Annotated in this window: 20 protein-coding genes; 11 read left to right on the top strand and 9 right to left on the bottom strand. The window is 71.9% G+C overall.

The window, feature by feature from the left end; translation table 11 throughout:
* Positions 1–22: 22 nt before the first annotated feature.
* From SM418_RS32915 to SM418_RS32905, 3 genes are all read right to left on the bottom strand, one after another.
* Positions 23–1,078, bottom strand: coding sequence for an NYN domain-containing protein (locus tag SM418_RS32915; RefSeq protein ID WP_371945429.1), 1,056 nt, complete (start codon positions 1,076–1,078; stop codon positions 23–25).
* A 93-nt stretch (positions 1,079–1,171) separates the two neighbouring features.
* Positions 1,172–1,414, bottom strand: coding sequence for an acyl-CoA carboxylase subunit epsilon (locus tag SM418_RS32910; protein ID WP_371945430.1), 243 nt, complete (start codon positions 1,412–1,414; stop codon positions 1,172–1,174).
* Between the two features lie 78 nt (positions 1,415–1,492).
* Positions 1,493–3,085: an acyl-CoA carboxylase subunit beta gene (locus SM418_RS32905; RefSeq protein WP_371945431.1), complete on the bottom strand. Its 1,593-nt coding sequence runs from the start codon at positions 3,083–3,085 to the stop codon at positions 1,493–1,495.
* A 133-nt stretch (positions 3,086–3,218) separates the two neighbouring features.
* On the opposite strand from SM418_RS32905, the gene SM418_RS32900 reads away from it, so the two are divergent.
* Positions 3,219–5,813, top strand: coding sequence for a phosphoenolpyruvate carboxylase (locus tag SM418_RS32900; RefSeq protein WP_371945446.1), 2,595 nt, complete (start codon positions 3,219–3,221; stop codon positions 5,811–5,813).
* A 3-nt stretch (positions 5,814–5,816) separates the two neighbouring features.
* Here the strand turns inward: SM418_RS32900 and SM418_RS32895 are convergent, their stop codons facing one another.
* The gene (locus SM418_RS32895; RefSeq protein WP_371945432.1) at positions 5,817–6,587 is read right to left on the bottom strand and encodes an enoyl-CoA hydratase/isomerase family protein; all 771 of its coding nucleotides are present in this window, start codon (positions 6,585–6,587) and stop codon (positions 5,817–5,819) included.
* A 24-nt stretch (positions 6,588–6,611) separates the two neighbouring features.
* Here SM418_RS32895 and SM418_RS32890 point away from each other — a divergent pair, with 24 nt between their 5' ends.
* Positions 6,612–7,526, top strand: coding sequence for a biotin--[acetyl-CoA-carboxylase] ligase (locus SM418_RS32890; protein WP_371945433.1), 915 nt, complete (start codon positions 6,612–6,614; stop codon positions 7,524–7,526).
* A gap of 123 nt (positions 7,527–7,649) precedes the next feature.
* Complete coding sequence (locus SM418_RS32885) at positions 7,650–8,678, top strand: adenylate/guanylate cyclase domain-containing protein (protein ID WP_371945434.1); 1,029 nt, start codon at positions 7,650–7,652, stop codon at positions 8,676–8,678.
* Here the strand turns inward: SM418_RS32885 and bfr are convergent.
* Positions 8,675–9,172, bottom strand: coding sequence for a bacterioferritin (gene bfr, locus SM418_RS32880; protein WP_371945435.1), 498 nt, complete (start codon positions 9,170–9,172; stop codon positions 8,675–8,677). The two genes, SM418_RS32885 and bfr, sit on opposite strands and share 4 nt — an antisense overlap.
* 105 nt (positions 9,173–9,277) lie before the next feature.
* A complete protein-coding gene (locus SM418_RS32875; protein WP_371945436.1) occupies positions 9,278–9,622 on the bottom strand; it encodes a (2Fe-2S)-binding protein in 345 nt (114 codons plus the stop codon).
* Between the two features lie 239 nt (positions 9,623–9,861).
* Between SM418_RS32875 and glgX the strand changes: the two genes are divergently transcribed.
* From glgX to SM418_RS32850, 5 genes are all read left to right on the top strand, one after another.
* Positions 9,862–12,048 (top strand): glycogen debranching protein GlgX, encoded by a 2,187-nt coding sequence (glgX, locus tag SM418_RS32870; protein ID WP_371945437.1) that lies wholly within the window; start codon positions 9,862–9,864, stop codon positions 12,046–12,048.
* Between the two features lie 88 nt (positions 12,049–12,136).
* Entirely contained in the window at positions 12,137–14,428 is a 2,292-nt protein-coding gene (gene treY / locus SM418_RS32865) for a malto-oligosyltrehalose synthase (RefSeq protein ID WP_371945438.1), read from the top strand.
* Complete coding sequence (treZ, locus tag SM418_RS32860) at positions 14,425–16,197, top strand: malto-oligosyltrehalose trehalohydrolase (protein WP_371945439.1); 1,773 nt, start codon at positions 14,425–14,427, stop codon at positions 16,195–16,197. Before treY ends, treZ begins: the two co-directional genes overlap by 4 nt.
* A gap of 140 nt (positions 16,198–16,337) precedes the next feature.
* Complete coding sequence (locus tag SM418_RS32855; RefSeq protein ID WP_026402549.1) at positions 16,338–17,009, top strand: response regulator transcription factor; 672 nt, start codon at positions 16,338–16,340, stop codon at positions 17,007–17,009.
* 98 nt (positions 17,010–17,107) lie between these two features.
* Entirely contained in the window at positions 17,108–18,379 is a 1,272-nt protein-coding gene (locus SM418_RS32850; protein WP_371945440.1) for an ATP-binding protein, read from the top strand.
* A gap of 34 nt (positions 18,380–18,413) precedes the next feature.
* Here SM418_RS32850 and SM418_RS32845 read toward each other — a convergent pair whose 3' ends face one another.
* Positions 18,414–18,989 (bottom strand): GtrA family protein, encoded by a 576-nt coding sequence (locus SM418_RS32845; RefSeq protein WP_371945441.1) that lies wholly within the window; start codon positions 18,987–18,989, stop codon positions 18,414–18,416.
* 221 nt (positions 18,990–19,210) lie between these two features.
* Between SM418_RS32845 and SM418_RS32840 the strand changes: the two genes are divergently transcribed.
* Complete coding sequence (locus SM418_RS32840; RefSeq protein ID WP_371945442.1) at positions 19,211–20,446, top strand: 5-(carboxyamino)imidazole ribonucleotide synthase; 1,236 nt, start codon at positions 19,211–19,213, stop codon at positions 20,444–20,446.
* Between the two features lie 23 nt (positions 20,447–20,469).
* The gene (purE, locus tag SM418_RS32835) at positions 20,470–20,937 is read left to right on the top strand and encodes a 5-(carboxyamino)imidazole ribonucleotide mutase (RefSeq protein ID WP_371945447.1); all 468 of its coding nucleotides are present in this window, start codon (positions 20,470–20,472) and stop codon (positions 20,935–20,937) included.
* A 7-nt stretch (positions 20,938–20,944) separates the two neighbouring features.
* Here the strand turns inward: purE and SM418_RS32830 are convergent, their stop codons facing one another.
* Positions 20,945–21,358, bottom strand: a complete 414-nt coding sequence (locus SM418_RS32830; RefSeq protein WP_371945443.1) for a CoA-binding protein — start codon at positions 21,356–21,358, stop codon at positions 20,945–20,947.
* 62 nt (positions 21,359–21,420) lie between these two features.
* A complete protein-coding gene (locus SM418_RS32825; RefSeq protein ID WP_371945444.1) occupies positions 21,421–22,755 on the bottom strand; it encodes a UDP-glucose dehydrogenase family protein in 1,335 nt (444 codons plus the stop codon).
* Between the two features lie 105 nt (positions 22,756–22,860).
* Here SM418_RS32825 and SM418_RS32820 point away from each other — a divergent pair.
* On the top strand, positions 22,861–23,002 hold a 142-nt coding region (locus SM418_RS32820), incomplete at its 3' end, for an acyl-CoA dehydrogenase family protein (RefSeq protein WP_371945448.1).

Genomic DNA, 23,002 nt, shown 5'->3' with positions numbered 1-23,002 from the left:
AATCACGAAACGTGTCGCCCGGCTAGTCGGACTTGCCGATGCCGATGCCGAACTCGCGGTAGGTGCGCTCCCAGAAGCCGTCCCGCAGCCAGGTGCGGGCCTCCTGGTAGGGGCGCAGGGAGGAGCCCAGCGCCTTTTCGGCCTCGATCAGCAGCTCCTTGTCGATGACGGGCGGCAGGATCGGGCCGGGCAGCAGGTCGCGGATGTTGTCCCGCCCCCGCTCGAAGATCCACTTCTGGGCGACGTGCTCGCCGATCTCCAGCATGTGGTCGCGGTCGGGGCCGAGCTTGCCGTCGGCCGGGGCGGTGGCGGAGTTCATCGACGCGGCCACCGTGGCGGGCGTCGCGGCGCCCGCCACCGGGACGGCGGCGCGGACGGCGGCGGGCACCGGCTTGACCGACGGCGGCTTGCCCGCGAACACCTGGGACGGGGACGGGACGGGGTTGGCCCGCTGCGCGGCGGCCGCGGCGTCCCGGACGGCGGCCGCGGAGCCCGGCGCGGGCACCGGCAGCACCTTGGCCTTGGTGAAGTAGGGGCGCAGGAAGTCGGCGGCCAGCACCTCGACCGTGTCGGACTCCCACACCAGCCATTCGGCCTGGTTGGAGCCGTGCGTCGGCTCGACGCCCCACAGGTGCACGCGGACGCCGTAGCGCTGCGCGGCCTCCACGGCGGGCAGCATGTCCTCGTCGCCGGCCAGCAGCACCGCGTCGGTGATGGCGCGGTGCCGGGCGAGGGCCTCCAGGTCGGCGCGGAGCTGCGCGTCCACGCCCTTCTGCTGGCCCTGCGCGTTCAGGTTGCCGAGGCGCAGCTTCACCAGCGGCAGGTTCGCGATGACGCGCTGGTCGACCGTCGGCTGCCGCTTCGGCGCGGCGTCGAACCAGTACACCCGCAGCAGTTCGCCGCGGCGCTGCTCGTCGGCGTGGTCGGTCAGCGCCTTGATCAGCTTCTCGGCGGCGACCCGGTACTCGCGCCGGGAACCGCAGCCGAGCAGCAGGGCCCCGGAGGCCGCGTAGAGATATCCCGCGTCGACGAAGATCGCGTATCGCGCGGGCTGGGGAACGTACTCCGAGGTGGCCATGGCCTTCCACCTTATTCGTGCGGAGCCCCGTGCTGGGCGCGAACCACGGTTACATGTCGCTTCGGGCGCGCGATCGAGCGGTCCGCGCCCTGGTCAGCGGGGCAGGCCGGCGGCCCGCCAGGCCCCCGGCCCGCGCGGCCGCAGCTCGCCCGCGAACGTGTCGCGGACGAGCCGGGAGCGGTCCGCCCAGCGGGACGGGCGGGCCGGGCCGTCGCCGTCCCGGGCCGCGGCGGCGGCCCGGGCGCGGGCGGTCAGCACGGCGACGAGCGCCGCGATCTCCTCCGGGCCCGGGTCGCCGCGGACGATCTGCAGGAACGGCTTCTGGTCAGCGGTCACGAAACCCGACCTCCTGGGCGTGTCCGGGGCAAGGCCAGCTCCGGAGGGACGGACCCCCTGAGCATCGCCCGGAAGCGATCACAGCGGGATGTTCCCATGCTTCTTCGGCGGCAGCGTCTTGCGCTTCTCGCGCAGCGCCCGCAGCGCCCGCACCACCTGCCCGCGCGTCTCCGACGGCTTGATCACGTTGTCGATGTAGCCGCGCTCGGCCGCGATGTAGGGGTTGGCGAGCGTGTCCTCGTACTCGGTGATCAGCTCGGCGCGGCGGGCGTCCGGGTCGTCCGCGGCGGCGAGGTCGCGCCGGTACAGGATGTTGACCGCGCCCTGCGCGCCCATGACCGCGATCTGCGCGGTCGGCCACGCCAGGTTGATGTCGGCGCCGAGGTGCTTGGACCCCATGACGTCGTAGGCGCCGCCGTAGGCCTTCCGGGTGATGATCGTGACGAGCGGGACGGTCGCCTCGGCGTAGGCGAACAGCAGCTTCGCGCCGCGCCGGATGATGCCGTTCCACTCCTGGTCGGTGCCGGGCAGGAAGCCGGGGACGTCCACGAACGTCAGCACCGGGACGTTGAACGCGTCGCAGGTGCGGACGAACCGGGCGGCCTTCTCGGACGCGTCGATGTCCAGCGTCCCGGCGAACTGCATCGGCTGGTTGGCGACGATGCCGACCGAGTGGCCCTCGACCCGGCCGAACCCGATGACGATGTTGGGCGCGAACTGCGCCTGGACCTCCAGGAACTCGCCGTCGTCCAGCACGTGCTCGATCACGGTGTGCATGTCGTAGGGCTGGTTCGGCGAGTCCGGGATGAGGGTGTCGAGCTCCTCGTCCAGCTCCGTCACGTCCACCGGCACCTCGAACGCCGGCGCGTCGGCGAGGTTGTTGGACGGCAGGTAGGACAGCAGCGCCTTGACGTACTCGATCGCGTCGTCCTCGTCCGACCCCTGGTAGTGGGCGACGCCGGACTTGGAGTTGTGCGAGTGCGCCCCGCCCAGCTCCTCCATCGTCACCTCCTCACCGGTGACCGTCTTGATCACGTCGGGCCCGGTGATGAACATGTGCGAGGTCTGGTCGACCATGACGATGAAGTCGGTGATCGCCGGCGAGTACACCGCGCCGCCCGCGCACGGCCCCATGACCAGCGAGATCTGCGGGATGACGCCGGAGGCGTGCACGTTGCGCTTGAAGATCTCCGCGTACAGGCCGAGGGCGACCACGCCCTCCTGGATCCGCGCGCCGCCGGAGTCGTTGATGCCGATCACCGGGCAGCCGGTCTTGACCGCGTGGTCCATGACCTTGACGATCTTCTCGCCGAACACCTCGCCGAGGGACCCGCCGGAGACGGTGAAGTCCTGGCTGAAGATCGCGACCGGGCGGCCGTCCACGGTGCCGTACCCGGTGACGACGCCGTCGCCGTAGGGCCGGTTCTTCTCCATCCCGAAGTTGGTGGAGCGGTGCCGGGCCATCTCGTCGAACTCGACGAACGAGCCGGGGTCGAGCAGCGCGTCGATCCGCTCCCGGGCCGTCATCTTGCCCTTGGCGTGCTGCTTCTCGACGGCGCGCGCCGAACCGGCGTTCACCGCCTCGTACCGGCGTCGCTCCAGGTCCGCGATCTTTCCCGCCGTGGTGTGGACGTCGTAGTCCACGGGGGGTTCAGGGGCTTCCATCGCCATGCCGGTCAGGGTAACCGGCCGCTGATCCGGCGAGTGCGGCCGGGTGCCGGTGACCGGGACGAACCCCGTCCCGGCCTGCCTCGTTAGGCTGGGCAGGGTGGCTACGAAGACGCGTGACACCTTCCGGCAGGACATGCCCGAACCGCTCCGCCGCGACGTCCGGCTGCTGGGCGCCATGCTCGGCGACGGCCTCGTGGAGTACGGCGGCCAGGGGCTCCTGGACGACGTCGAACGGCTCCGCCACGCGGTGATCGCCGCCCGCCGCGGCGAGACCGGCATCGACGAGGTCGCCGCGCTCGTCGACGGCTGGACGCTGGAGCGCGCCGGGCAGGTCGCTCGCGCCTTCACCGTCTACTTCCACCTGACGAACCTCGCCGAGGAGCACCACCGCATCCGCACGCTGCGGGAACGCGACACCGGCGACACCGTCCCCGGCTCCGTGGCCGCCGCGATCGAGGAGGTCCGCGCGTCCGGCGGCGGCCGCCTGGACGGCGTGGTCGACGGCCTGGAGTTCCGGCCCGTCTTCACCGCGCACCCGACCGAGGCGCGCCGCCGCGCCGTCGTCACCGCGATCCAGCGGATCAGCGACCTGCTGGCGCACCTGAACGACGCGCCCGGCGCGTCCGAGCGGGAGGAGACCGAGCGCCGCCTCCGCGAGGAGGTCGACCTCCTCTGGCGGACGGCCCTGCGCCGGCACACCCAGGTCGACCCGCTGGACGAGGTCCGCACCGCGATGGCCGCGTTCGACGAGACGATCTTCCGGGTCGTCCCGCACATCTACCGCTCCCTGGACCGCGCCCTGGAAGGCGGCGGGGACGGTGCCGGCACCGGCACCCGTCCGCCGAGGGCCCGCCCCTACCTGCGGTTCGGCAGCTGGATCGGCGGCGACCGCGACGGCAACCCGCACGTCACCGCGCAGGTCACCCGGGACGCCGTGATGATCCAGGCGGAGCACGTGCTGCGCGCCCTGGAGAACGCGTGCGCCCGGGTCGGCCGCGAGCTGACCGTCCACGAGACCACCACGCCCGCCTCGGAGGGCCTGCTGAACGTCCTGGCCGCCGCGCGCACCGCGCACCCCCGGCTGATCGGCGAGATCGGCAAGCGCTCGCCCGGCGAGCCGCACCGCCAGGTCCTGCTGCACGCGGCCGCACGCATCGCCGCGACCCGCGAGCGCGACGCCGACCTGGCCTACGCCTCGCCGGACGAACTGCTCGCCGACCTGCGCGCCGTCCAGGACTCCCTGGCCGGCGCCGGCGCCGTCCGGCAGGCGTACGGCCGCGTCCAGCAGCTCATCTGGCAGGTCGAGACGTTCGGGTTCCACCTCGCCGAGCTGGAGATCCGCCAGCACTCCGAACTGCACGAGCGCGCTCTCGCCGAACTCGGCGGCGACCGCTCCGCCATGACCGAGGAGATCCTCGAGACGCTGCGCGTCGTGGCCTGGATCCAGGGGCGCTTCGGGGTCCGCGCCTGCCACCGCTACATCGTCTCGTTCACCCGCTCCGCGGAGGACATCGCCAACGTGCACGCCCTCGCCGAGTCCCTCGGCGACGGCGCGCCCGTCCTGGACGTCATCCCGCTGTTCGAGACCGGCGAGGACCTGGAGCGCGCCCCGTCCGTCCTGGACGGGATGCTGGAGATCCCCGCCGTCCAGCGCCGCCTGGCCGACACCGGCCGCCGCCTGGAGGTCATGCTCGGCTACAGCGACTCCGCCAAGCAGCTCGGCCCGACCAGCGCGACCCTCCGCCTGTACGACACGCAGGAGGCCCTCGCCGCGTGGGCGGCCCGGCACGACATCACGCTGACGCTGTTCCACGGCCGCGGCGGCTCCCTCGGCCGCGGCGGCGGCCCCGCCAACCGCGCGATCCTCGCCCAGGCCCCCGGTTCGGTCGCGGGCCGCTTCAAGGTCACCGAGCAGGGCGAGGTGATCTTCGCCCGCTACGGCCACCGCGAGATCGCCCGCCGGCACGTCGACCAGGTCACCAGCGCGGTGCTGCTCGCCTCCACCGACGCCGTCCAGGCCCGGGCCCGCGAGGCCGCCGCCCGCTTCCGCCCGCTCGCCGACAAGATCAGCGACGCCGCGCGGGCCGCCTTCCGCGACCTCGTCGAGACCGAGGACTTCGCGGCCTGGTTCGCCCGGGTCAGCCCCCTCGAAGAGATCTCCGAACTCCGCATCGGCTCCCGCCCGGCGCGCCGCAAGGCCGCCCGCGGCCTGGAGGACCTGCGCGCCATCCCCTGGGTGTTCGCCTGGACGCAGACCCGCGTCAACCTCCCCGGCTGGTACGGCCTCGGCAGCGGCCTCGCCGCCGTCTCGGGCGACGGACGCGACCTCACCGAACTCCGCGAGGCCTACGAGGCGTGGCCGCTGTTCAACACGCTCCTCGACAACGCCGAGATGAGCCTGGCCAAGTCCGACCGGGCGATCGCCGAGCGCTACCTGGCCCTGGGCGAGCGCCCCGAACTCTCCGGGACCGTCCTGACCGAGTACGACCGCACCCGCCGCCTCGTCCTGGCGGTGACGGGCCACGAACGCCTCCTGGAGAACCGCCGCGTCCTCTCCCGGGCCGTCGAACTCCGCAACCCCTACGTGGACGCACTCTCCCACCTGCAACTACGAGCCCTGAAGGCCCTCAGAGCAGGCGTGGAGGACGAAGAGGAACGAGCCCACCTGGAAGACCTGCTCCTGCTCTCCGTCAACGGTGTGGCGGCCGGCCTCCAGAACACCGGCTGACCCCTAGGGCCAGTTGGGGCGGCGCTTCTCGGCGAAGGCGGCGATGCCCTCGCGGCGGTCGGCGGAGGACGCCGCGGTGCGCCAGGCGTTCTCCTCCAGGTCGAGCCCGGCGTCCAGGGCGACGCCGGCGCCCTGGCGGAGGGCGCGCTTGGCGGCGCGGACGGCGACGGGGGAGTTCTGCGCGATCACGCCGGCGAGGGCGAGGGCCTCCTCGCGGTCCGTCCCCGCGGGCACCTTCCGGTCGGCGAGGCCCAGTTCGAGGGCCTCCGCGACGTCCAGGCGGCGGCCGGTGAAGACCAGGTCGGCGGCCTTGCCGGGGCCGAGGCGGCGCAGCGCGAGCTGGGTTCCGCCGCCGCCCGGGACGAGGCCGACGCTCACCTCGGGGAGGCCGAACACGGCCGTCTCGTCCGCGACGATCAGGTCGGCGGACAGCGCGAACTCGCAGCCGCCGCCGAGCGCGTAGCCGTGCACGGCCGCGACGACCGGCTGCGGCAGGTTCAGCACGCCGCCGAACGCGGCGCGGAAGACCGGACGCTGCGCGAGGATCTCCGCGTCCGTCATCGCGTTGCGCTCCTTGAGGTCCGCGCCGACGCAGAAGGCCTTCTCGCCGGCCGCGCTCAGCACCACCGCGCGGACGGCCGCGTCCGCCGCGACCTCGGCGCACACGGCCGCGAGCCGCCGGGCCATCGCCGTCGACAGGGCGTTGAGCGCCTCGGGCCGGTCCAGCACGATCTCCGCGACATGCCCGTCGCGCCGCAGCGTCACACCATTCATAGAGCGCACCCTAACGACCGCGGCATGACTTCCCGGACGCCCGGCCCCAAGATCAGGGCGGCTTTGGGGTTGGATGGAGCGGTGGACTCAGCTTATGGGGATCTCGGACGGCCGCCGTTGCACGAGGGGGCGCTGCAGCGGGCGCTCGTCCGGGAGGGCGGGCTGTGGCGGGAGGTCCGGGTCGTGGACGAGACCGGCTCCACCAACGCCGACCTCGCGGCGCGGGCGCTGGAGGGGGCGCCGGAGGGGACGGTGCTGGTCACCGAGCTGCAGACGGCGGGCCGGGGCAGGCAGGGCCGGACGTGGACGGCGCCGCCGCGGTCCGGGCTGGCGTTCTCGGTGCTGCTGCGGCCCGCGGTGCCGGCGCCGCGGCTCGGGTGGGCTCCGCTGCTGACGGGCGTCTGCGTCGCCACCGCGGTCCGGAGGATGACCGCCTGGTCGCAGGCGGGCGAGCGGTTCCTCGGGAACGCCGCCGACGTGGCCGTGGACGCCCGGCTCAAATGGCCGAACGACGTGCTCGTCGGGGACCGGAAACTCGCCGGGATCCTCGCCGAGAAGGTCGAGGACGCCCTGGTGATCGGGGTCGGGCTGAACGTGGGGCTGCGGGAGGAGGAACTCCCGGTGCCGACCGCGACGTCCCTGGCGATCGAGGGCGCGCCGCTGAGCGACCGGGCGCCGCTGCTCCGCGCGATCCTGCGCGAGTTCGAGACCTGGTACCGGGAGTGGACCGCGCTGGACGGTGATCCGGAGACCAGCGGGCTCCGTACCGCCTACCGGGACCTCTGCGCGACGCTCGGACGCGAGGTCAGGGTGGAGTTGCCCGGCGCCGAGCGGCTGACCGGGACGGCACGGGACGTGGACGGGACGGGGCGCCTGGTGGTCACGGGGCGGGACGGGGACCGGGCGATCAGCGCCGGCGATGTGGTGCACGTTCGGTGAACCGGGAACGACGATCCGCGGTCCGCGCGTTGCACCGATTGCTGATCTGCGACGATATGTCCGGACAGGGAGTCACGACGCCACCGCCGCGGCCCATGGCGGCGGCGGACTGAGGGGCGGGAAATGGCGGCCGGATTGCCCGATCCGAAGGAGATCGAGGAGCTCCTCCTCGGCGGCGAGCTGCGGTACAACCGCGTCGAGGCCGTCCGGCTGTCCGGGGTCTCCCGGGACTTCGCCGGCCGGATCTGGCGGGCGTTCGGCTACCCGTCCATGCCGGACGACACGATCGCCTACACCGAGGGCGACGTCGCGGCGCTGGAGCGGCTCCGCCGGCTCGTCGACGACGGGATCCTGGACGAGGACGGCGTGATCCGCCTCGTCCGGGCCTTCGGGCAGACGATGACGCGGCTCGCGGAGTGGCAGGTCAACCTGCTCCGCAGCATGATCACCCAGGACCCGCACGACATGCCGTCCGCCGAGGCGGTCGACACCGTCGTGGACATCGCCGAGAAGCACATCGGCGAGTTCGAGCCGCTGGTCGTGCACGCGTGGCGGCGCCAGCTCGCCGCGGCGGGGACGCGGGCGCTGGCCGCGGCGGCGACCGGGGAGAACGGCGACCCGGCGACGCGGCCGCCGGCCACCGTCGGGTTCGCCGACATGGTGTCGTTCACGCAGGTCAGCCGGGAGCTGGAGGAGATCGAGCTGGCCCGGGTGGTGGAGTGGTTCGAGGAGACCGCCGCAGACATCATCGCCTCCTGCGGCGGCCGGCTGGTGAAGACGCTCGGCGACGAGGTGCTGTTCAGCGCGGAGACGCCGCAGGTCGGCGCGGAGATCGCGCTGAAGGTCGCGGCGGCGATCCAGGACGAGACCGAGGTCCCGGACGTGCGGGTCGGCGTCGCGTACGGGCCCGTCCTGCCGCTGATGGGCGACGTGTTCGGGACGACCGTGAACCTCGCCGCCCGGCTCACCTCGCTGGCCCGGCCCGGCTCCGTCGTGATCGACAGCGAGCTGGCCGCGCAGCTGGAGAAGGACCCCGCCTACGAGGTGACCCGGATCGTGCGGCGCCCGGTCCGCGGCCTCGGCATCGTCCAGCCGTACGTGCTGCGCCGCAAGCCGGGCTCCCCGCCGGCGCCCGGAGCGGAGCGGCCCTAGTAGACGCTGGGGCCGTCCTCGCCGGGAGAGTCGGTGAGGCGCTGCAGGTAGTTGGGCTCGCCGAGCGCCTCGACGAGGCTCAGCTCGGTCTCCAGGTAGTCGATGTGCTCTTCCTCGTCGGCGAGGATGTACTCGAAGAGGCGGGCAGAGGTGATGTCACCGCGCGAGCGCATGAGCTCGATGCCCGGACGGAGCCTGGCCACGGCCTCCATCTCGATCTCGAGGTCGGCCCTGAGCTGCTCGAAGATCGTCTGCCCGATCCGCAGCGTGCCGATCTTCTGGTAGTTCGGCAGCCCTTCCAGGAACAGGATCCGGTTGGTGAGCCGCTCCGCGTGCTTCATCTCGTCGAACGATTCGTCGCGGGTGTGCTTGGCGATGCGGGTGAAGCCCCAGTTCTCCTGCATCTTGGAGTGCAGGAAGTACTGGTTGATCGCCGTGAGTTCCGCGGTGAGCTGCTCGTTCAGCAGCGCGATGATGTCTCTGTCGCCTTCCATGGCCCCATGCTCGCATGTTGACCAAGGTGGTGACAGCACTGACCCCCGCACGGCGCGTGTCCGCCCCTGCGTCTCAGGGCGGGGCCGTGCGGGGCGGCCGGAAGCTCAGGCGGCGGTCTGTGGCGCGGCTCCCTCGGCGATGGTCACGGCGGCGATCGGTCCTTGGGGACCCACCGGCTCGGACGGCCCCACCGGTTCGGACGGCCCGGGCTCGGCGGCCGGGGACGGCTCCGGGACGGCGGTCAGCGCGAGCGGGCCGCCGGTCAGGGCGTCCGCCAGCTCGCCGGCGGTCCGGTACTGGCTGACCATGGTGTGGATGCGCTTGGTGCACATGCCGCAGCCGGGCTTGAAGCCGCATGCGGCCTTGACGGCCCTGGCGGTCGTGCAACCGCTTGCCATGCAGCCGTGAACGTCATCCTCGGTGATGGCGTTGCAGATGCAGACGTACATGCCGGTAGGAGACCTTCCGTGCGGCAGAAGCTGGCTCGGCGCACCCGACCTCGGACACTTAGGGCGCCCTTATTGAGGTTAGGCTCCCCTAACGTAGCTCACTTATGTCCGTTCTGGCCAGTGGCCTCCCAATCGGTGTGATCCATGCCCCACGGGGAAGGGCTCTGCGGAAGCGGCCGCCGGCCCCGCGCGGCATTCGACGCAGGGCCTGTCGCGGTCTGGACGGGAGGGCGGGACAAGTGGCACAGGTTTGGCCGGGCGACGCTTACCCCCTCGGGGCCCGGTTCGACGGCGCGGGAACGAACTTCGCCGTCTTCTCCGAGGTCGCGGAGCGGGTGGAGCTGTGCCTGTTCGACGGGCCGGCGGGCGACGGCGAAGAGACAAGGCTCCTGCTCCCGGAGGTGGACGCCTTCGTCTGGCACGGCTACCTGCCGGGGGTCATGCCCGGCCGGCGGTACGGCTACCGGGTGCACGGCCCGTACGAGCCCCGCGACGGGCTTCGCTGCAACCCGGCGAAGCTGCTCCTCGACCCGTACGCGCAGGCCGTCGAGGGCGCCGTCGACTGGGACGAGTCGTGCTTCGGGTACGAATTCGGCGACCCGTGGTCGCGCAACGACGCCGATTCGGCGCCCCACACGATGCGTTCGGTGGTCGTCAGCCCGTACTTCGACTGGGGGGACGACCGTCCGCCGCGGATCCCCTACCACGAGACGGTGATCTACGAAGCGCACGTCAAGGGCCTCACCGCCCGGCATCCGGACGTCCCGCCCGCGCTGCGCGGCACCTACGCCGGCCTCGCCCACCCGGTGATAACCGATCACCTGCGCTCGATCGGGGTGACGGCCGTGGAGTTGATGCCGGTCCACCAGTTCGTCCACGACGACGCGCTGACGAGCCGCGGCCTGCGCAACTACTGGGGCTACAACACGATCGGGTTCTTCGCGCCGCACAACGAGTACGCCTCGTCCGGGCAGCGGGGCGAGCAGGTGCTGGAGTTCAAGGCGATGGTGAAGGCGCTGCACGAGGCGGGCATGGAGGTGATCCTGGACGTCGTCTACAACCACACCGCCGAGGGCAACCACCTCGGGCCGACGCTGTCGCTCCGGGGCATCGACAACGCCTCGTACTACCGGCTCGCCGACGACGACCCCCGCTACTACACCGACACCACGGGCACCGGCAACAGCCTGCTGATGCGCAGCCCGCACGTGCTCCAGATGATCATGGATTCGCTGCGGTACTGGGTCACCGAGATGCACGTGGACGGGTTCCGCTTCGACCTCGCGGCGACGCTGGCCCGCGAGCTGCACGCGGTGGACCGGCTGTCGGCGTTCTTCGACCTCGTCCAGCAGGACCCGGTGGTCTCGCAGGTGAAGCTGATCGCCGAGCCGTGGGACGTCGGGGAGGGCGGCTACCAGGTCGGCAACTTCCCGCCGCTGTGGACGGAGTGGAACGGCAAGTACCGCGACACCGTCCGCGACTACTGGCGCGGGCAGCCGGGCTCGATGCCCGACTTCGCCTCCCGGCTGACGGGCTCGTCCGACCTGTACGCCGACGACGGCCGCCGCCCGAACGCCTCGATCAACTTCGTGACCTGCCACGACGGGTTCACGCTCAACGACCTCGTCTCCTACGACGGCAAGCACAACGAGGCGAACGGGGAGAACAACCGGGACGGAAGCGACGACAACCGGTCGTGGAACTGCGGGCACGAGGGCCCGACGGACGACCTGGACATCCTCGCCCTCCGCGAACGGCAGAAACGCAACTTCCTGACCACGCTGTTCCTCTCGCAGGGTGTCCCGATGCTGCTGCACGGCGACGAGATAGGCCGGACCCAGGGCGGCAACAACAACGCCTACTGCCAGGACGCCGAGCTCTCGTGGGTCGACTGGACGGGCCTGCGCGACGACACGTTCTTCGACGAGCGCGGACCGCTGCTCGACTTCGTCCGGCGCCTGGCCGCGCTGCGCACCGAGCACCCCGCCTTCCGGCGGCGGCGGTTCTTCCTCGGCGACCAGCGGACGAAACGCGCCCGCAAGGCCGCGCGGCGCATGGGCGAGGCCGAAGCGGAGGCCGAGGAGCTGCCCGACCTGGTCTGGTTCACGCCCGGCGGGCAGGAGATGGCCGACCGGGACTGGTCGGCCGGCTTCAACAAGTCGCTGAACGTGTTCCTGAACGGCGACGCGATCTGCGAGCCCGACCGGCGCGGGCGGCAGGTCCGGGACGACTCGTTCCTGCTGCTGTTCAACGCGCACGACGGCGACCTGCAGTTCACCCTGCCGCCCGCCGTCTACGGGCAGATGTGGATCAAGATGCTCGACACCGCCGACCCGCTGCTCGCCGAGGAGGAGTCGCCCGTCGTGAAGGCCCGCGAGAACGTCCCGGTCGGCGCCCGCTCGATCCAGGTCCTGCGCCGGGTCTGAGGAAGCGGCCACGCGACGCATGAACGACGCCATGTACGCCGAACCCGCCCCAGACGAACCGCTCCCCGCCGCCCCCTCAGAGGAGACCGTGTCCGAGGATCACAGCACCGAAAAGGACAGGGCCGAGCGGACCACGGCCGAAGAGATCGTTCCCGCCGGCGACGCCCTCGCGGCGCCGCCGTCGGGCACCTACCGCCTCCAGCTCCGCGGGACGTCCGAGGGCCGCTTCGGGTTCGCCGACGCCGCCGCGCTCGCGCCCTACCTGGCGTCCCTCGGCGTGTCCCACGTCTACCTGTCGCCGGTCCTGCGGGCCGCGCCCGGATCCACGCACGGCTACGACGTCGTCGACCACTCCCGGCTCTCGGAGGAGCTCGGCGGGCCGGAGGCGTTCGGCGCGATGGCGACCCGGTTCCGCGCGCACGGCCTGCGGGTGCTGGTCGACGTCGTGCCGAACCACATGGCGATCCCGGAACCGCGCGAGCTGAACCTTCCGCTCGCGGACGTCCTCGAGGCCGGGCGGGGCTCGACGTTCGCGAAGTGGTTCGACATCGACTGGGACGCGGGCGGCGGCCGGGTCGTCCTGCCCGGCGAGGGCGAGCCCAATTACCGGCGGTTCTTCGACATATCCGGGCTGATCGGGCTCCGGCAGGAGGACCCGGAGGTCTTCAAGCGCACGCACGGCCTGCTGCTCGGCCTGGTCGAGCAGGGCCTCGTGGACGGCCTGCGCATCGATCATCCGGACGGGCTCGCCGACCCGCGCGGGTATCTGCGCCGGCTGGCGGAGGCCGCGCCGGACCGCTGGCTCCTCGTCGAGAAGATCACCGAGGGCGAGGAGCGGCTGCCGCCGGACTGGCCTTGCGCGGGCACCACCGGCTACGACTCGCTCGGCATGATCGGCGGGCTGTTCGTAGATCCGGCCGGGGAGAAACCGCTCACCGATTACTACGTGTCGCTGACGGGCAATCCGGCCGAGTTCGAGGATGTCGAGCGTGAGGCCCGCCTGCACGCGGCCACGCACGGCCTCAAGCCCGAGATGGACCGGCTCTTGCGCGTCCTCCACCGGGTCGTGGGCGAACGTCGTCCCGGCCTGGAGAGGGCTCTCGTCGAGTTGCTCGTCGCCATGCCCGTCTATCGCGCCTATGTCGTGCCAGGTGAGGACGCGCCACAGCAGGCCGTGGACGTCATCAGCGACGCGGCGGACCGTGCGAGTGCCCATCTGCCGGAAGAAGCGCACGCTGACCTGGAGACCGTCGTAGACCTTGCCCTGGGACGTGGTGAGCGCACCGACGCCGAGTTCATCGTGCGGTTCCAGCAGACGTCGGCGCCGCTCGCGGCCAAGGGCGTGGAGGACACGGCGTTCTACCGGTGGAACCGTATGGCCGCGCTGAACGAGGTGGGCGGCGCACCGGGGCGGTTCTCCGTCAGCCCGGAGGACTTTCACGCGCACTGCATACGGCTCGCCCGCGATTGGCCCCTGACGATGACGACGCTGTCCACGCACGACACCAAACGTGAGGAGGACGTACGGGCCTGGCTGTCCGTGCTGGCCGAACTGCCGGGCGAGTGGGCGGAAGCAGTGGATCGGTGGCGGACGTGGGGTTCCACCCCATCGCCCTTGGAGCCAGATCTCGAATACCTGCTCTGGCAGACGCTCGTCGGCGCCTGGCCGATCACCCGTCCCCGCCTGGAGGAGTTCCTCACCAAGGCGATGCGCGAGGCCAAGACCCGCACCTCTTGGGTTGAGCAAGACGCTGACTACGAAGAAGCCGTTCTCGCGTATGCGCGGGACGTCCTGGCCGACGCCGACCTCATCACCGACATGACGTCGTTCGTCGCCAAGCTGGCCCCCTATGCGCGCGTCAACACGCTTGGGCAGAAGCTCGTCCAGCTGGCGATGCCCGGCGTCCCGGACGTCTACCAGGGCTGCGAGCTGACCGGTCTGGCGCTGGTCGACCCCGACAACCGGCGTCCGGTCGACTACGGGCGGCGCCGCGAGCACCTCGCACGGCTTGACACGGGGCGGCAGCCGAAGGAGGTCGACGACGAGAAGCTGCTGGTCACGTCGCGGACGCTGCGGTTGCGCCGGGCGCATCCGCAGTGGTTCGGGCCCGGCTCCCGGCACGAGCCGGTCGCGGCACGCGGCCCCGCCGCCGATCATCTGGTCGGGTTCGCCCGGGGAGACGCGGTCGCGCTCGCGACCCGGCTGCCCGTGGGGCTGGAACGCCGGGGCGGCTGGGGCGGCACGAGGGTGGACGTCCGCCATCAGGGCTGGCGGGACGCCCTGACCGGCTGCACGCACATGGGCCCGATCCTGGACGCGGGCCGCGTCTTCGAGCATCTGCCCGTCGCGCTGCTCGTCCCCAGGGAGATCGATAGGTGAGCACCCGTTTCGCGGTGTGGGCGCCGGCCGCCGAACGCGTCGATGTCGTGGCCGCCGGCACGAAGTACCCCATGGAAGCGCAGCCTTCCGGCTGGTGGGAGGCCCGTGTCTCTGACGCTGGCCACGGGACGGACTACGGCTTCGTCTTGGACGGCGCTGAGGAAGTGCTGCCCGACCCCCGGTCGCCCTGGCAGCCGAATGGGGTGCATGGCCAGAGCCGTGTCTACGACCACGACCGGTTCGCCTGGACGGATCAGCTCTGGCACGGGCGCCCGCTCGCTGGAAGCGTCCTATACGAGATGCATGTCGGCACGTTCACGCAGGAAGGGACGTTCGACGCCGCGGTCGAACGCCTCGACCATCTGGTGGCGCTCGGGATAGACGCTGTGGAGTTGCTGCCGGTCGCGTCCTTTCCCGGCCGGCATGGGTGGGGGTACGACGGCGTCCACCTTTGGGCGCCGCATGAGCCGTACGGCGGTCCAGACGGGTTGAAGCGATTCGTGGACGCCGCCCACGCGCGCGGCCTGGCCGTCATCCTGGACGTCGTCTACAACCACATCGGGCCGGACGGGAATTGCCTCAAGAACTTCGGCCCGTACTTCACCAGCGCCCATGCCACACCCTGGGGCGACGCCGTGAACTTCGACCAGGAGGGCTCGGACGAGGTCCGCGCGTTCGTCGTGCAGAACGTGCTGATGTGGTTGCGCCACTACCACTTCGACGGGCTGCGGCTCGACGCCGTCCACGCCATCACCGACCACAGCGCCGTGCACCTCCTCGAAGAAATGAGACGTGCGGTGGCCGCCGAATCCGCTCACCTGGGGCGCGACCTCTTTCTCATCGCCGAATCGGACCTGAACGATCCGCGTCTGGTGACGTCCACGGAGGCAGGGGGTTACGGCCTGGACGCGCAGTGGAGCGACGACTTCCACCACGCTCTGCATGCGGCCCTTACCGGTGAGAGACAGGGCTACTACTGCGACTTCGGTTCACTGGAAACGCTGAAGAAGGCGCTTACCCGAGTCTTCGTCCACGACGGGACCATGTCCACTTACCGTGGGCGGCGCCACGGGCGTCCGGTGAACGTCCGGGAAACGTCCGCACACCGTTTTCTCGGCTTTCTCCAGAACCACGACCAAGTCGGCAACCGGGCCTCGGGCGAGCGTATCGGCGCTCTCTTGCCGTCCCCAGGGCTGCTCAAAGTCGGGGCGGCGCTGCTCCTTCTCTCGCCGTTCACGCCGATGCTCTTCATGGGCGAGGAGTGGGGCGCGTCCACCCCGTGGTGCTACTTCACCGACCACCAGGATCCCGAGCTCGCGCGGGCCGTCAGCGACGGGCGCCGGCGGGAGTTCGCGCGGCACGGCTGGGCGGGCCCGGTTCCCGATCCACAGGCTGTGGAAACCTTCCGCCGCTCCGTCCTCGACTGGGCGGAGCCGGACGATCCGCACCACGCCGACCTGCTCGAATGGCACCGCGCCCTGATCTCGCTGCGGCGGTCCACGCCCGAGCTGAACGACCCCCGGCTGACCGCGACGCGGGTCGAGGTGGACGAGAAGACGGGGCGCTGGCTGACGATGCGGCGCGGCGGCGTCTGCGTGGCGGCGAACCTCGGCGGCGTCCCCGCCGTCCTTCCGGCCGCGCCTCCCGGCGGACGTCCCCGGCTGCTGCTGGCGTCGGATCCGGCAATTCATCTTGAGACAGACGACCTCGGCGATTCCGAAACGGCCGCGCTGGAGCTGCCGGCGGCCTCGGTCGCGGTTTTTCGCTGACCCGCGGACACGCGTAATGCGACATGGACCCGGGTACTGCCGTATATGTCGTGTTCGAGGATGTACTACGAGTTGCAAACCGCAGGTCAAGAGCGCGGAGGCAGCCCGGTAATGGTCAAGAATGGTCATACGATCGGTTCATGACCTCAGTACTGCTCGCCGAGGACGACACGTCCATCTCCGAGCCTCTCGCCCGCGCGCTGCGTCGCGAGGGGTACACCGTCGAAGTAAGCCCGGACGGCCCGCAGGCGCTGGAGCGGGCGCTCGGCGGCGGTGTGGACCTGATCGTCCTTGATCTCGGCCTTCCCGAGCTGGACGGCCTTGAGGTGGCCCGCAGGGTGCGGGCCGAGGGGCACGGCGTGCCCATCCTGATCCTGACCGCCCGGGCCGACGAGGTCGACACCGTCGTCGGGCTGGACGCGGGTGCCGACGACTACGTGACCAAGCCGTTCCGGCTGGCCGAGCTGCTCGCGCGGGTGCGGGCGCTGCTGCGCCGGGGCAGCACCGAGACCCCGATCGTCCAGGGGGTGCGGATCGACGCCGAGTCGCGCCGCGCCTGGATGGGCGAGCAGGAGCTCCAGCTGACCACCAAGGAGTTCGACCTGCTGCGCGTGCTCGTCCGCGACGCCGGCAAGGTCGTGACCCGCGAACAGATCATGCGCGAGGTGTGGGACACCAACTGGTGGGGTTCCACGAAGACCCTCGACATGCACATTTCCTGGCTGCGCCGCAAGCTCGGCGACGACGCCGGCAGTCCCCGCTACATCACCACGGTGCGGGGCGTCGGCTTCCGGTTCGAGCGCGGCGACTAGCACCGGCCGCCGCGGCCGTGCGGGACGACCGGGGGCCTTCCCGAGAGGCCCCCGGCGAGTGTCGCGCGGTCTGCGGCCACACCCTCGAAGGAGCCCTGATGAGGCGCCGACTCCTCCTGTCGACGCTCGCGGTGGCGGTGGTCGCGATACTCCTGCTCGGCATACCCCTCGCCTACGCCGCCCACAAGCTCGTCTACGAGGAGGCCGGCCGGTCGCTCGACCGGGAGGCGTCCTCCATCGCCGGCAGCGTCGGCTACAGCCTGGAGAAGCCGCAACCCGTCACCGGCGCGGTCATCGCCCGCGAATACCCGGGCCGGCGCGTCTCCGTCACCCTGCCGGACGGCCGCGCCATCACCGCGGGGCCGCCGCCCCACGGCCACGCCCTCAGCGCCACCGCGACGCACGGCGCGGTCAGGGTGCGGGTGTCGCGCCCGGTGTCGCAGGTCCGCGACGCCGCGCTGCGGCTGATCATGCTGATCGCCGCCCTCGCGCTGCTCGGCGTCGCCGTCACCGTCGGCCTGGCGATGGTTCAGGCCCGCAGGTTCATGCTGCCGCTCCAGGAACTGGCCGAGACCGCCGACCGGCTCGGCAGCGGCAACGCCCGGCCGCGGCCCCGCCGCTACGGCATCCCGGAGATCGACCAGGTCGCCGAGGTGCTGGACCGCAGCGCCGTCCGCATCACCGACCTGGTGGTCGCCGGCCGCCAGTTCGCGACCGACGCCAGCCACCAGCTCCGCACACCGCTGACCGCGCTGTCGATGAGGCTGGAGGAGATGATCGAGGCCGCCGACTACCCCGACGTCGTCCGCGAGGAGGGCGCCGCGGCCGTCGCGCAGGCCGAGCGGCTCGTCGCGGTCGTCGAGCAGCTCCTCGCCCGCGCCCGGCACGACCCGACCGGCGGCGCCGTCCCGTCCCCGATCGACGAGGTCATCACCCAGCAGGTCAAGGAGTGGCGGCCGAGCTTCCGCAAGGTCGGCCGGGACGTCCGCATCATCGGCGAGCAGGGCCTCGTCGGACTGACCAATCCCGAGGGCCTCTCCCAGATCGTCGCGACCCTGCTGGAGAACTCGCTGGCGCACGGCGCCGGCACCGTCACCATCCACACCAAACCGGGCGCCGGTTCGGTCGTGGTCGAGATCGGCGACGAGGGCGCCGGGATCCCGCCCGAGCTGGAGCCCCGCATCTTCGACCGCAGCGTCAGCGGAGCCCACGGCACCGGCCTCGGCCTCTACCTCGCCCGCTCCCTGGCCGTCGTCGACGGCGGACGCCTGGAACTCCTCCAGTCGCGGCCCGCCGTCTTCGGCGTCTTCCTCCGCGAGGCCGCCGAGGCGCGCCTTGCCACCGAACGAGTCGTGATGGGACCCGCCTGACCCGGCGACGGCCCCCGGCGCCGGAGGGGGCGGTTCAGAGCTCGGCGTAGTCCTCGGCGGTGCGGGCGTCCAGGGGACGGGCCGCCCGGGGAGCGCGGGCGTGGCGGCCGCCGGCGCGGTGGGCGCCCGGACCGGCGGGGGCCTCGGGCAGGCCGGACGCGGGGTCAACGCTCGGGGCGCTCGCCGGCAGGAAGACCCACTTCTTGTACGACCAGAAGCGGAACAGCGTCGCCACGCCGGTGCCGATGATCAGCGCGATGTTGTAGAAGACGGCGCCGTCCAGCCCGAGGACGTAGTGCGAGAAGCCGATGAACAGCTCGGTGATCACCAGCCCGACGCCGTTCAGCGCGAAGAACAGCACGTACTCGCGGCCGAGGCCGGTGCGGTCGCGGTGCCGGAACGTCCAGTAGCGGTTCGCCAGGTACGAGAACGTCGTCGCGATGATCGTGGCGACCGCGTTGGAGGTGAGGGGCCCCACCCCCATCCCGGTGTGCAGGCCGTTTCCGATCACGATCGTGATGACGAACGCGATCGCGCCCACACTGCCGAACTTGGCCAGTTCTCGCACGAGGTGCGCGAACCGCCGATGGAGAATGGCGACCAGGCTCACGAAGGGGAACCGTCCTTCCGGACTGCGTCTGTACGCCACGGCCGACGGCGCGGCGGCTGATGTGGAGGCATCACGAGAATAGACGCCCGTGGCCGCGGGAGCGTCGCAACATGAACGTTTCCCGCTCTCCGACCGTTCCTGCCCATCGCCGAGATCCCCACACTCCTTCGATGTCCGAGACGCGAGGTTCGTTCGCGCCGGGCGGCCGATAGCCTTCTGACGTGACAGTTCAGCGTCCTTCGAGGGGGGAGGGCCCCCCACGCCCCGCGGACCGGCCCCGCCGGGCGGACACGCCGGTCGTCGGGATGGCGGGCGGCGGCCAGCTGGCCCGGATGACCCAGCAGGCCGCGATCGCGCTCGGCGTGTCGCTGCGCGTCCTCGCCGGGGCGCCGGACGAGTCGGCGGCCAAGGTCGTGTCGGACGTGCGGCTGGGAGACGACCGCTCCCGCGACGATCTGCTGGCCTTCGCCAAGGGCTGCGACGTGGTGACGTTCGACCACGAGCACGTCCCGGGCCCGCACATCCGGGAGCTGGAGGCGTCGGGCGTCCCCTGCCGTCCGGGCGCGGCGGCCCTGGCCCACGCCCAGGACAAGCTGGTCATGCGGGAGCGGCTCAGCGCCCTCGGCGTCCCGTGCCCCGCGTTCGCGCACGTGCCGGCGTCCGCGCCGGCGGCGTTCCTGGAGGCGTTCGGCCGCGAGCACGGCTGGCCGCTGGTGCTGAAGGCCACCCGAGGCGGCTACGACGGCAAGGGCGTCTGGATCGTGGACGGGCCGTCCGACCGGGCGGAGCGGCTGCAGGCGGAGGGCGTCGACCTGATCGTCGAGGAGCACGTCCCGTTCCGGCGGGAGCTGGCCGCGCTCGTCGCGCGCTCCCCGTACGGGCAGGGCGCCGCGTACCCGGTCGTGGAGACCGTCCAGGAGGACGGGATCTGCACCGAGGTCATCGCGCCCGCACCGGGCCTCCCGGAGGACGTCGCCGCCGAGGCGCAGAGCCTCGCGCTCCGGATCGCCGACGAGCTCGGCGTCGTCGGGCTCCTGGCGGTCGAGCTCTTCGAGACCGACGGCGGGATCCTCGTGAACGAGCTGGCCATGCGCCCGCACAACTCCGGGCACTGGACGATCGAGGGCTCCCGCACCTCGCAGTTCGAGCAGCACCTCCGGGCCGTCCTCGACCTGCCGCTCGGCTCCACCGAGCCCACCGCCCCGTACACGGTCATGGCCAACGTGCTCGGCGGCGACGACCCGGACGTCTACTCCCGCTACATCCACGTGATGGCCCACGACCCGGCCGTCAAGGTGCACATGTACGGCAAGGAGTCGCGTCCGGGACGCAAGATCGGCCACGTGACCGCGCTCGGGGCCGACCTCGCCGACGTCCGCGAACGGGCCCGGCACGCCGCCGACTACCTGCGGTGGGGGCCGTCGATGGAGGACAGGGCGATGGGGGAGAAGAAGTGAGCGATCCGGTCGTCGGCGTCGTGATGGGCAGCGACTCGGACTGGCCCGTCATGGAGGGCGCCGCGCAGGCGCTCGCCGAGTTCGGCGTCCCGTACGAGGCCGACGTCGTGTCCGCGCACCGCATGCCGCACGACATGATCGCCTACGGGGAGGGCGCGGCGGCCCGCGGCCTCCGCGTGATCATCGCGGGGGCGGGCGGCGCGGCGCACCTGCCCGGCATGCTCGCGTCGGTGACGCCGCTGCCGGTGATCGGCGTCCCGGTCCCGCTGAAGTACCTGGACGGCATGGACTCGCTGCTCTCGATCGTCCAGATGCCCGCCGGCGTCCCGGTCGCCACGGTGGCGGTCGGCGCGGCCCGCAACGCCGGGCTGCTGGCGGTGCGCGTCCTGGCCGCCTCCGATGAGGAGCTGCAGGCCAGGATGACGGCCTTCCAGCAGGACCTCTACGGCCAGGCCAAGGCGAAGGGCGCGCGACTCCGCGACAGGCTCTGAGCCTCGCTCAGCCGCGCCGGGCCCACTCGACGGCGGGGCAGCGGTCCATGACGACGTCGAGCCCGGCGTCCCGCGCGCGCCGCGCCGCCGCCTCGTCGATCACCCGCAGCGGCAGCCACACGGCCTTCGCGCCGGCCGCGATCGCCTCGTCCACCACCTGCCCGGCCTGCTCGGCGCGCCGGTACACGCCCACCACGTCCACCTTGCCGGGAATGTCGGCGAGCGACGCGTACCCCTGCTCGCCGAGCACCGTCTCCGCCGCCGGATGGACGGGGACGATCCGCTTCCCGCGCCGCTGCAGCAGCCGCGCCTGGTTGTGGACCTCGCGGTCGGGATTGTCACCGAGCCCGACGAACGCCCACGTCCCGGACTCGTTCAGCAGCCGCCGGATCACGTCCTGGTCGGCGAATTCATCGGTCATGTCCACTTCATCGGTCATGTCCACGACAACGGCTTCTGCGATCTCCTGCTTCCCGGCCGGGCTCAGGGACGTCCGAGCGCCCGGTAGTTCCAGCCGGCCGCGCGCCACCGCTCGGGGTCGAGGGCGTTGCGTCCGTCCACGATGTTGCGTTCCGCGACGACCTCGGCGAGCGCGTACGGGTCCATGCCCCGGAACTCCGCCCACTCGGTCAGCAGCAGGACGACGTGCGCGTCCTGGGCGGCCGACAGCGTCGACTCGCCGTACTCCAGGGCCGGCTGGGCGCGCCGGGCGTTCGGCATGGCCTGCGGGTCGTACACGGTCACCTTGGCGCCCTGCCCCCTGATGGACGCGGCCACGTCCAGCGCGGGGGAGTCGCGGACGTCGTCGGAGTTGGGCTTGAACGCGGCGCCGAGGACGCCGACCGTCCGTCCGGCGAACGAGCCGCCGAGCAGCTGCCGGGCGAGGTCCACCATCCGGATCCGCCGCCGGATGTTGATCTCGTCGACCTCGCGGAGGAAGGTCAGCGCCTGGTCGGCGCCGAGTTCGCCGGCCCGGGCCATGAACGCCCGGATGTCCTTCGGCAGGCAGCCGCCGCCGAAGCCGAGCCCCGGGCCGAGGAACTTGCCGCCGATCCGGTCGTCGTAGGACAGCGCTTCGGAGAGCTTCGTCACATCGGCGTGCGCCGCCTCGCAGACCTCCGCCATCGCGTTGATGAAGGAGATCTTGGTGGCCAGGAAGGCGTTGGCCGACACCTTCACGAGCTCCGCGGTCGGATAGTCGGCGGTGATGAACGGAGTCCCCTCCGAGATCATCGTCCGGTAGACCTCGCGGAGCACCTTCTCGGCGTGCTCGGCGGCGCCCTGCTCGGCGGGCAGCCCGGCGACGATCCGGTCCGGGTGCAGGGTGTCCTGGACGGCGAACCCCTCGCGCAGGAACTCCGGATTCCAGGCCAGCACGGCATCGCCGCCGACCGGCGCGATCTTCGCCAGGGTCTCGGCCAGCCGCGCGGCCGTCCCGACCGGCACCGTGGACTTGCCCACGACCAGGCAGGGCCGGCGCAGCAGCGGCGCCAGCGTCACGGTCGCGTCGTCGACATAGCTCAGGTCGGCGGCGTACTCCCCGGACTTCTGCGGGGTGCCGACGCACAGGAAGTGGACGTCCCCGAACTCGGCGGCCTCCTCGTAGGACGTCGTGAACCGCAGCCGTCCGGTCTCCAGCCCCCGGCGCAGCACAGGCTCCAGCCCCGGCTCGTAGAAGGGCAGGTCGCCGGCCGACAGCCGGGCGATCCGCTCCGTGTCCACGTCGAGCCCGAGGACCTCGAATCCCAGGTCGGCCATGCACGCCGCGTGGGTGGCGCCCAGGTAACCGGTTCCGATGACCGTCAGCCGGTGGGTCAAGACTTGCTCCCTTCGCTCCGCCGACGCCGCCTTGATGGACAACTGCCCACTACGGGCGCGTATCTGCAACGTCCGCTGGTCCTACTGACGGGTAGCATCTGCGGCATGAGTTCTGATTTTCCCACGTACGCGCCGTCGGAGGAGCATGAGCTGCTGCGGCGTACGGTGCGTGAGCTGGCCGATGCCAAGATCGCTCCTTTCGCGGCGGTGGTGGACGAGGAGTCCCGGTTCCCGCAGGAGGCGTTGG

Source organism: Actinomadura chokoriensis, from assembly GCF_041463665.1.
GTDB classification, from domain to species: domain Bacteria; phylum Actinomycetota; class Actinomycetes; order Streptosporangiales; family Streptosporangiaceae; genus Spirillospora; species Spirillospora chokoriensis_A.
This window is presented reverse-complemented; position numbering and strand designations above follow the sequence as displayed.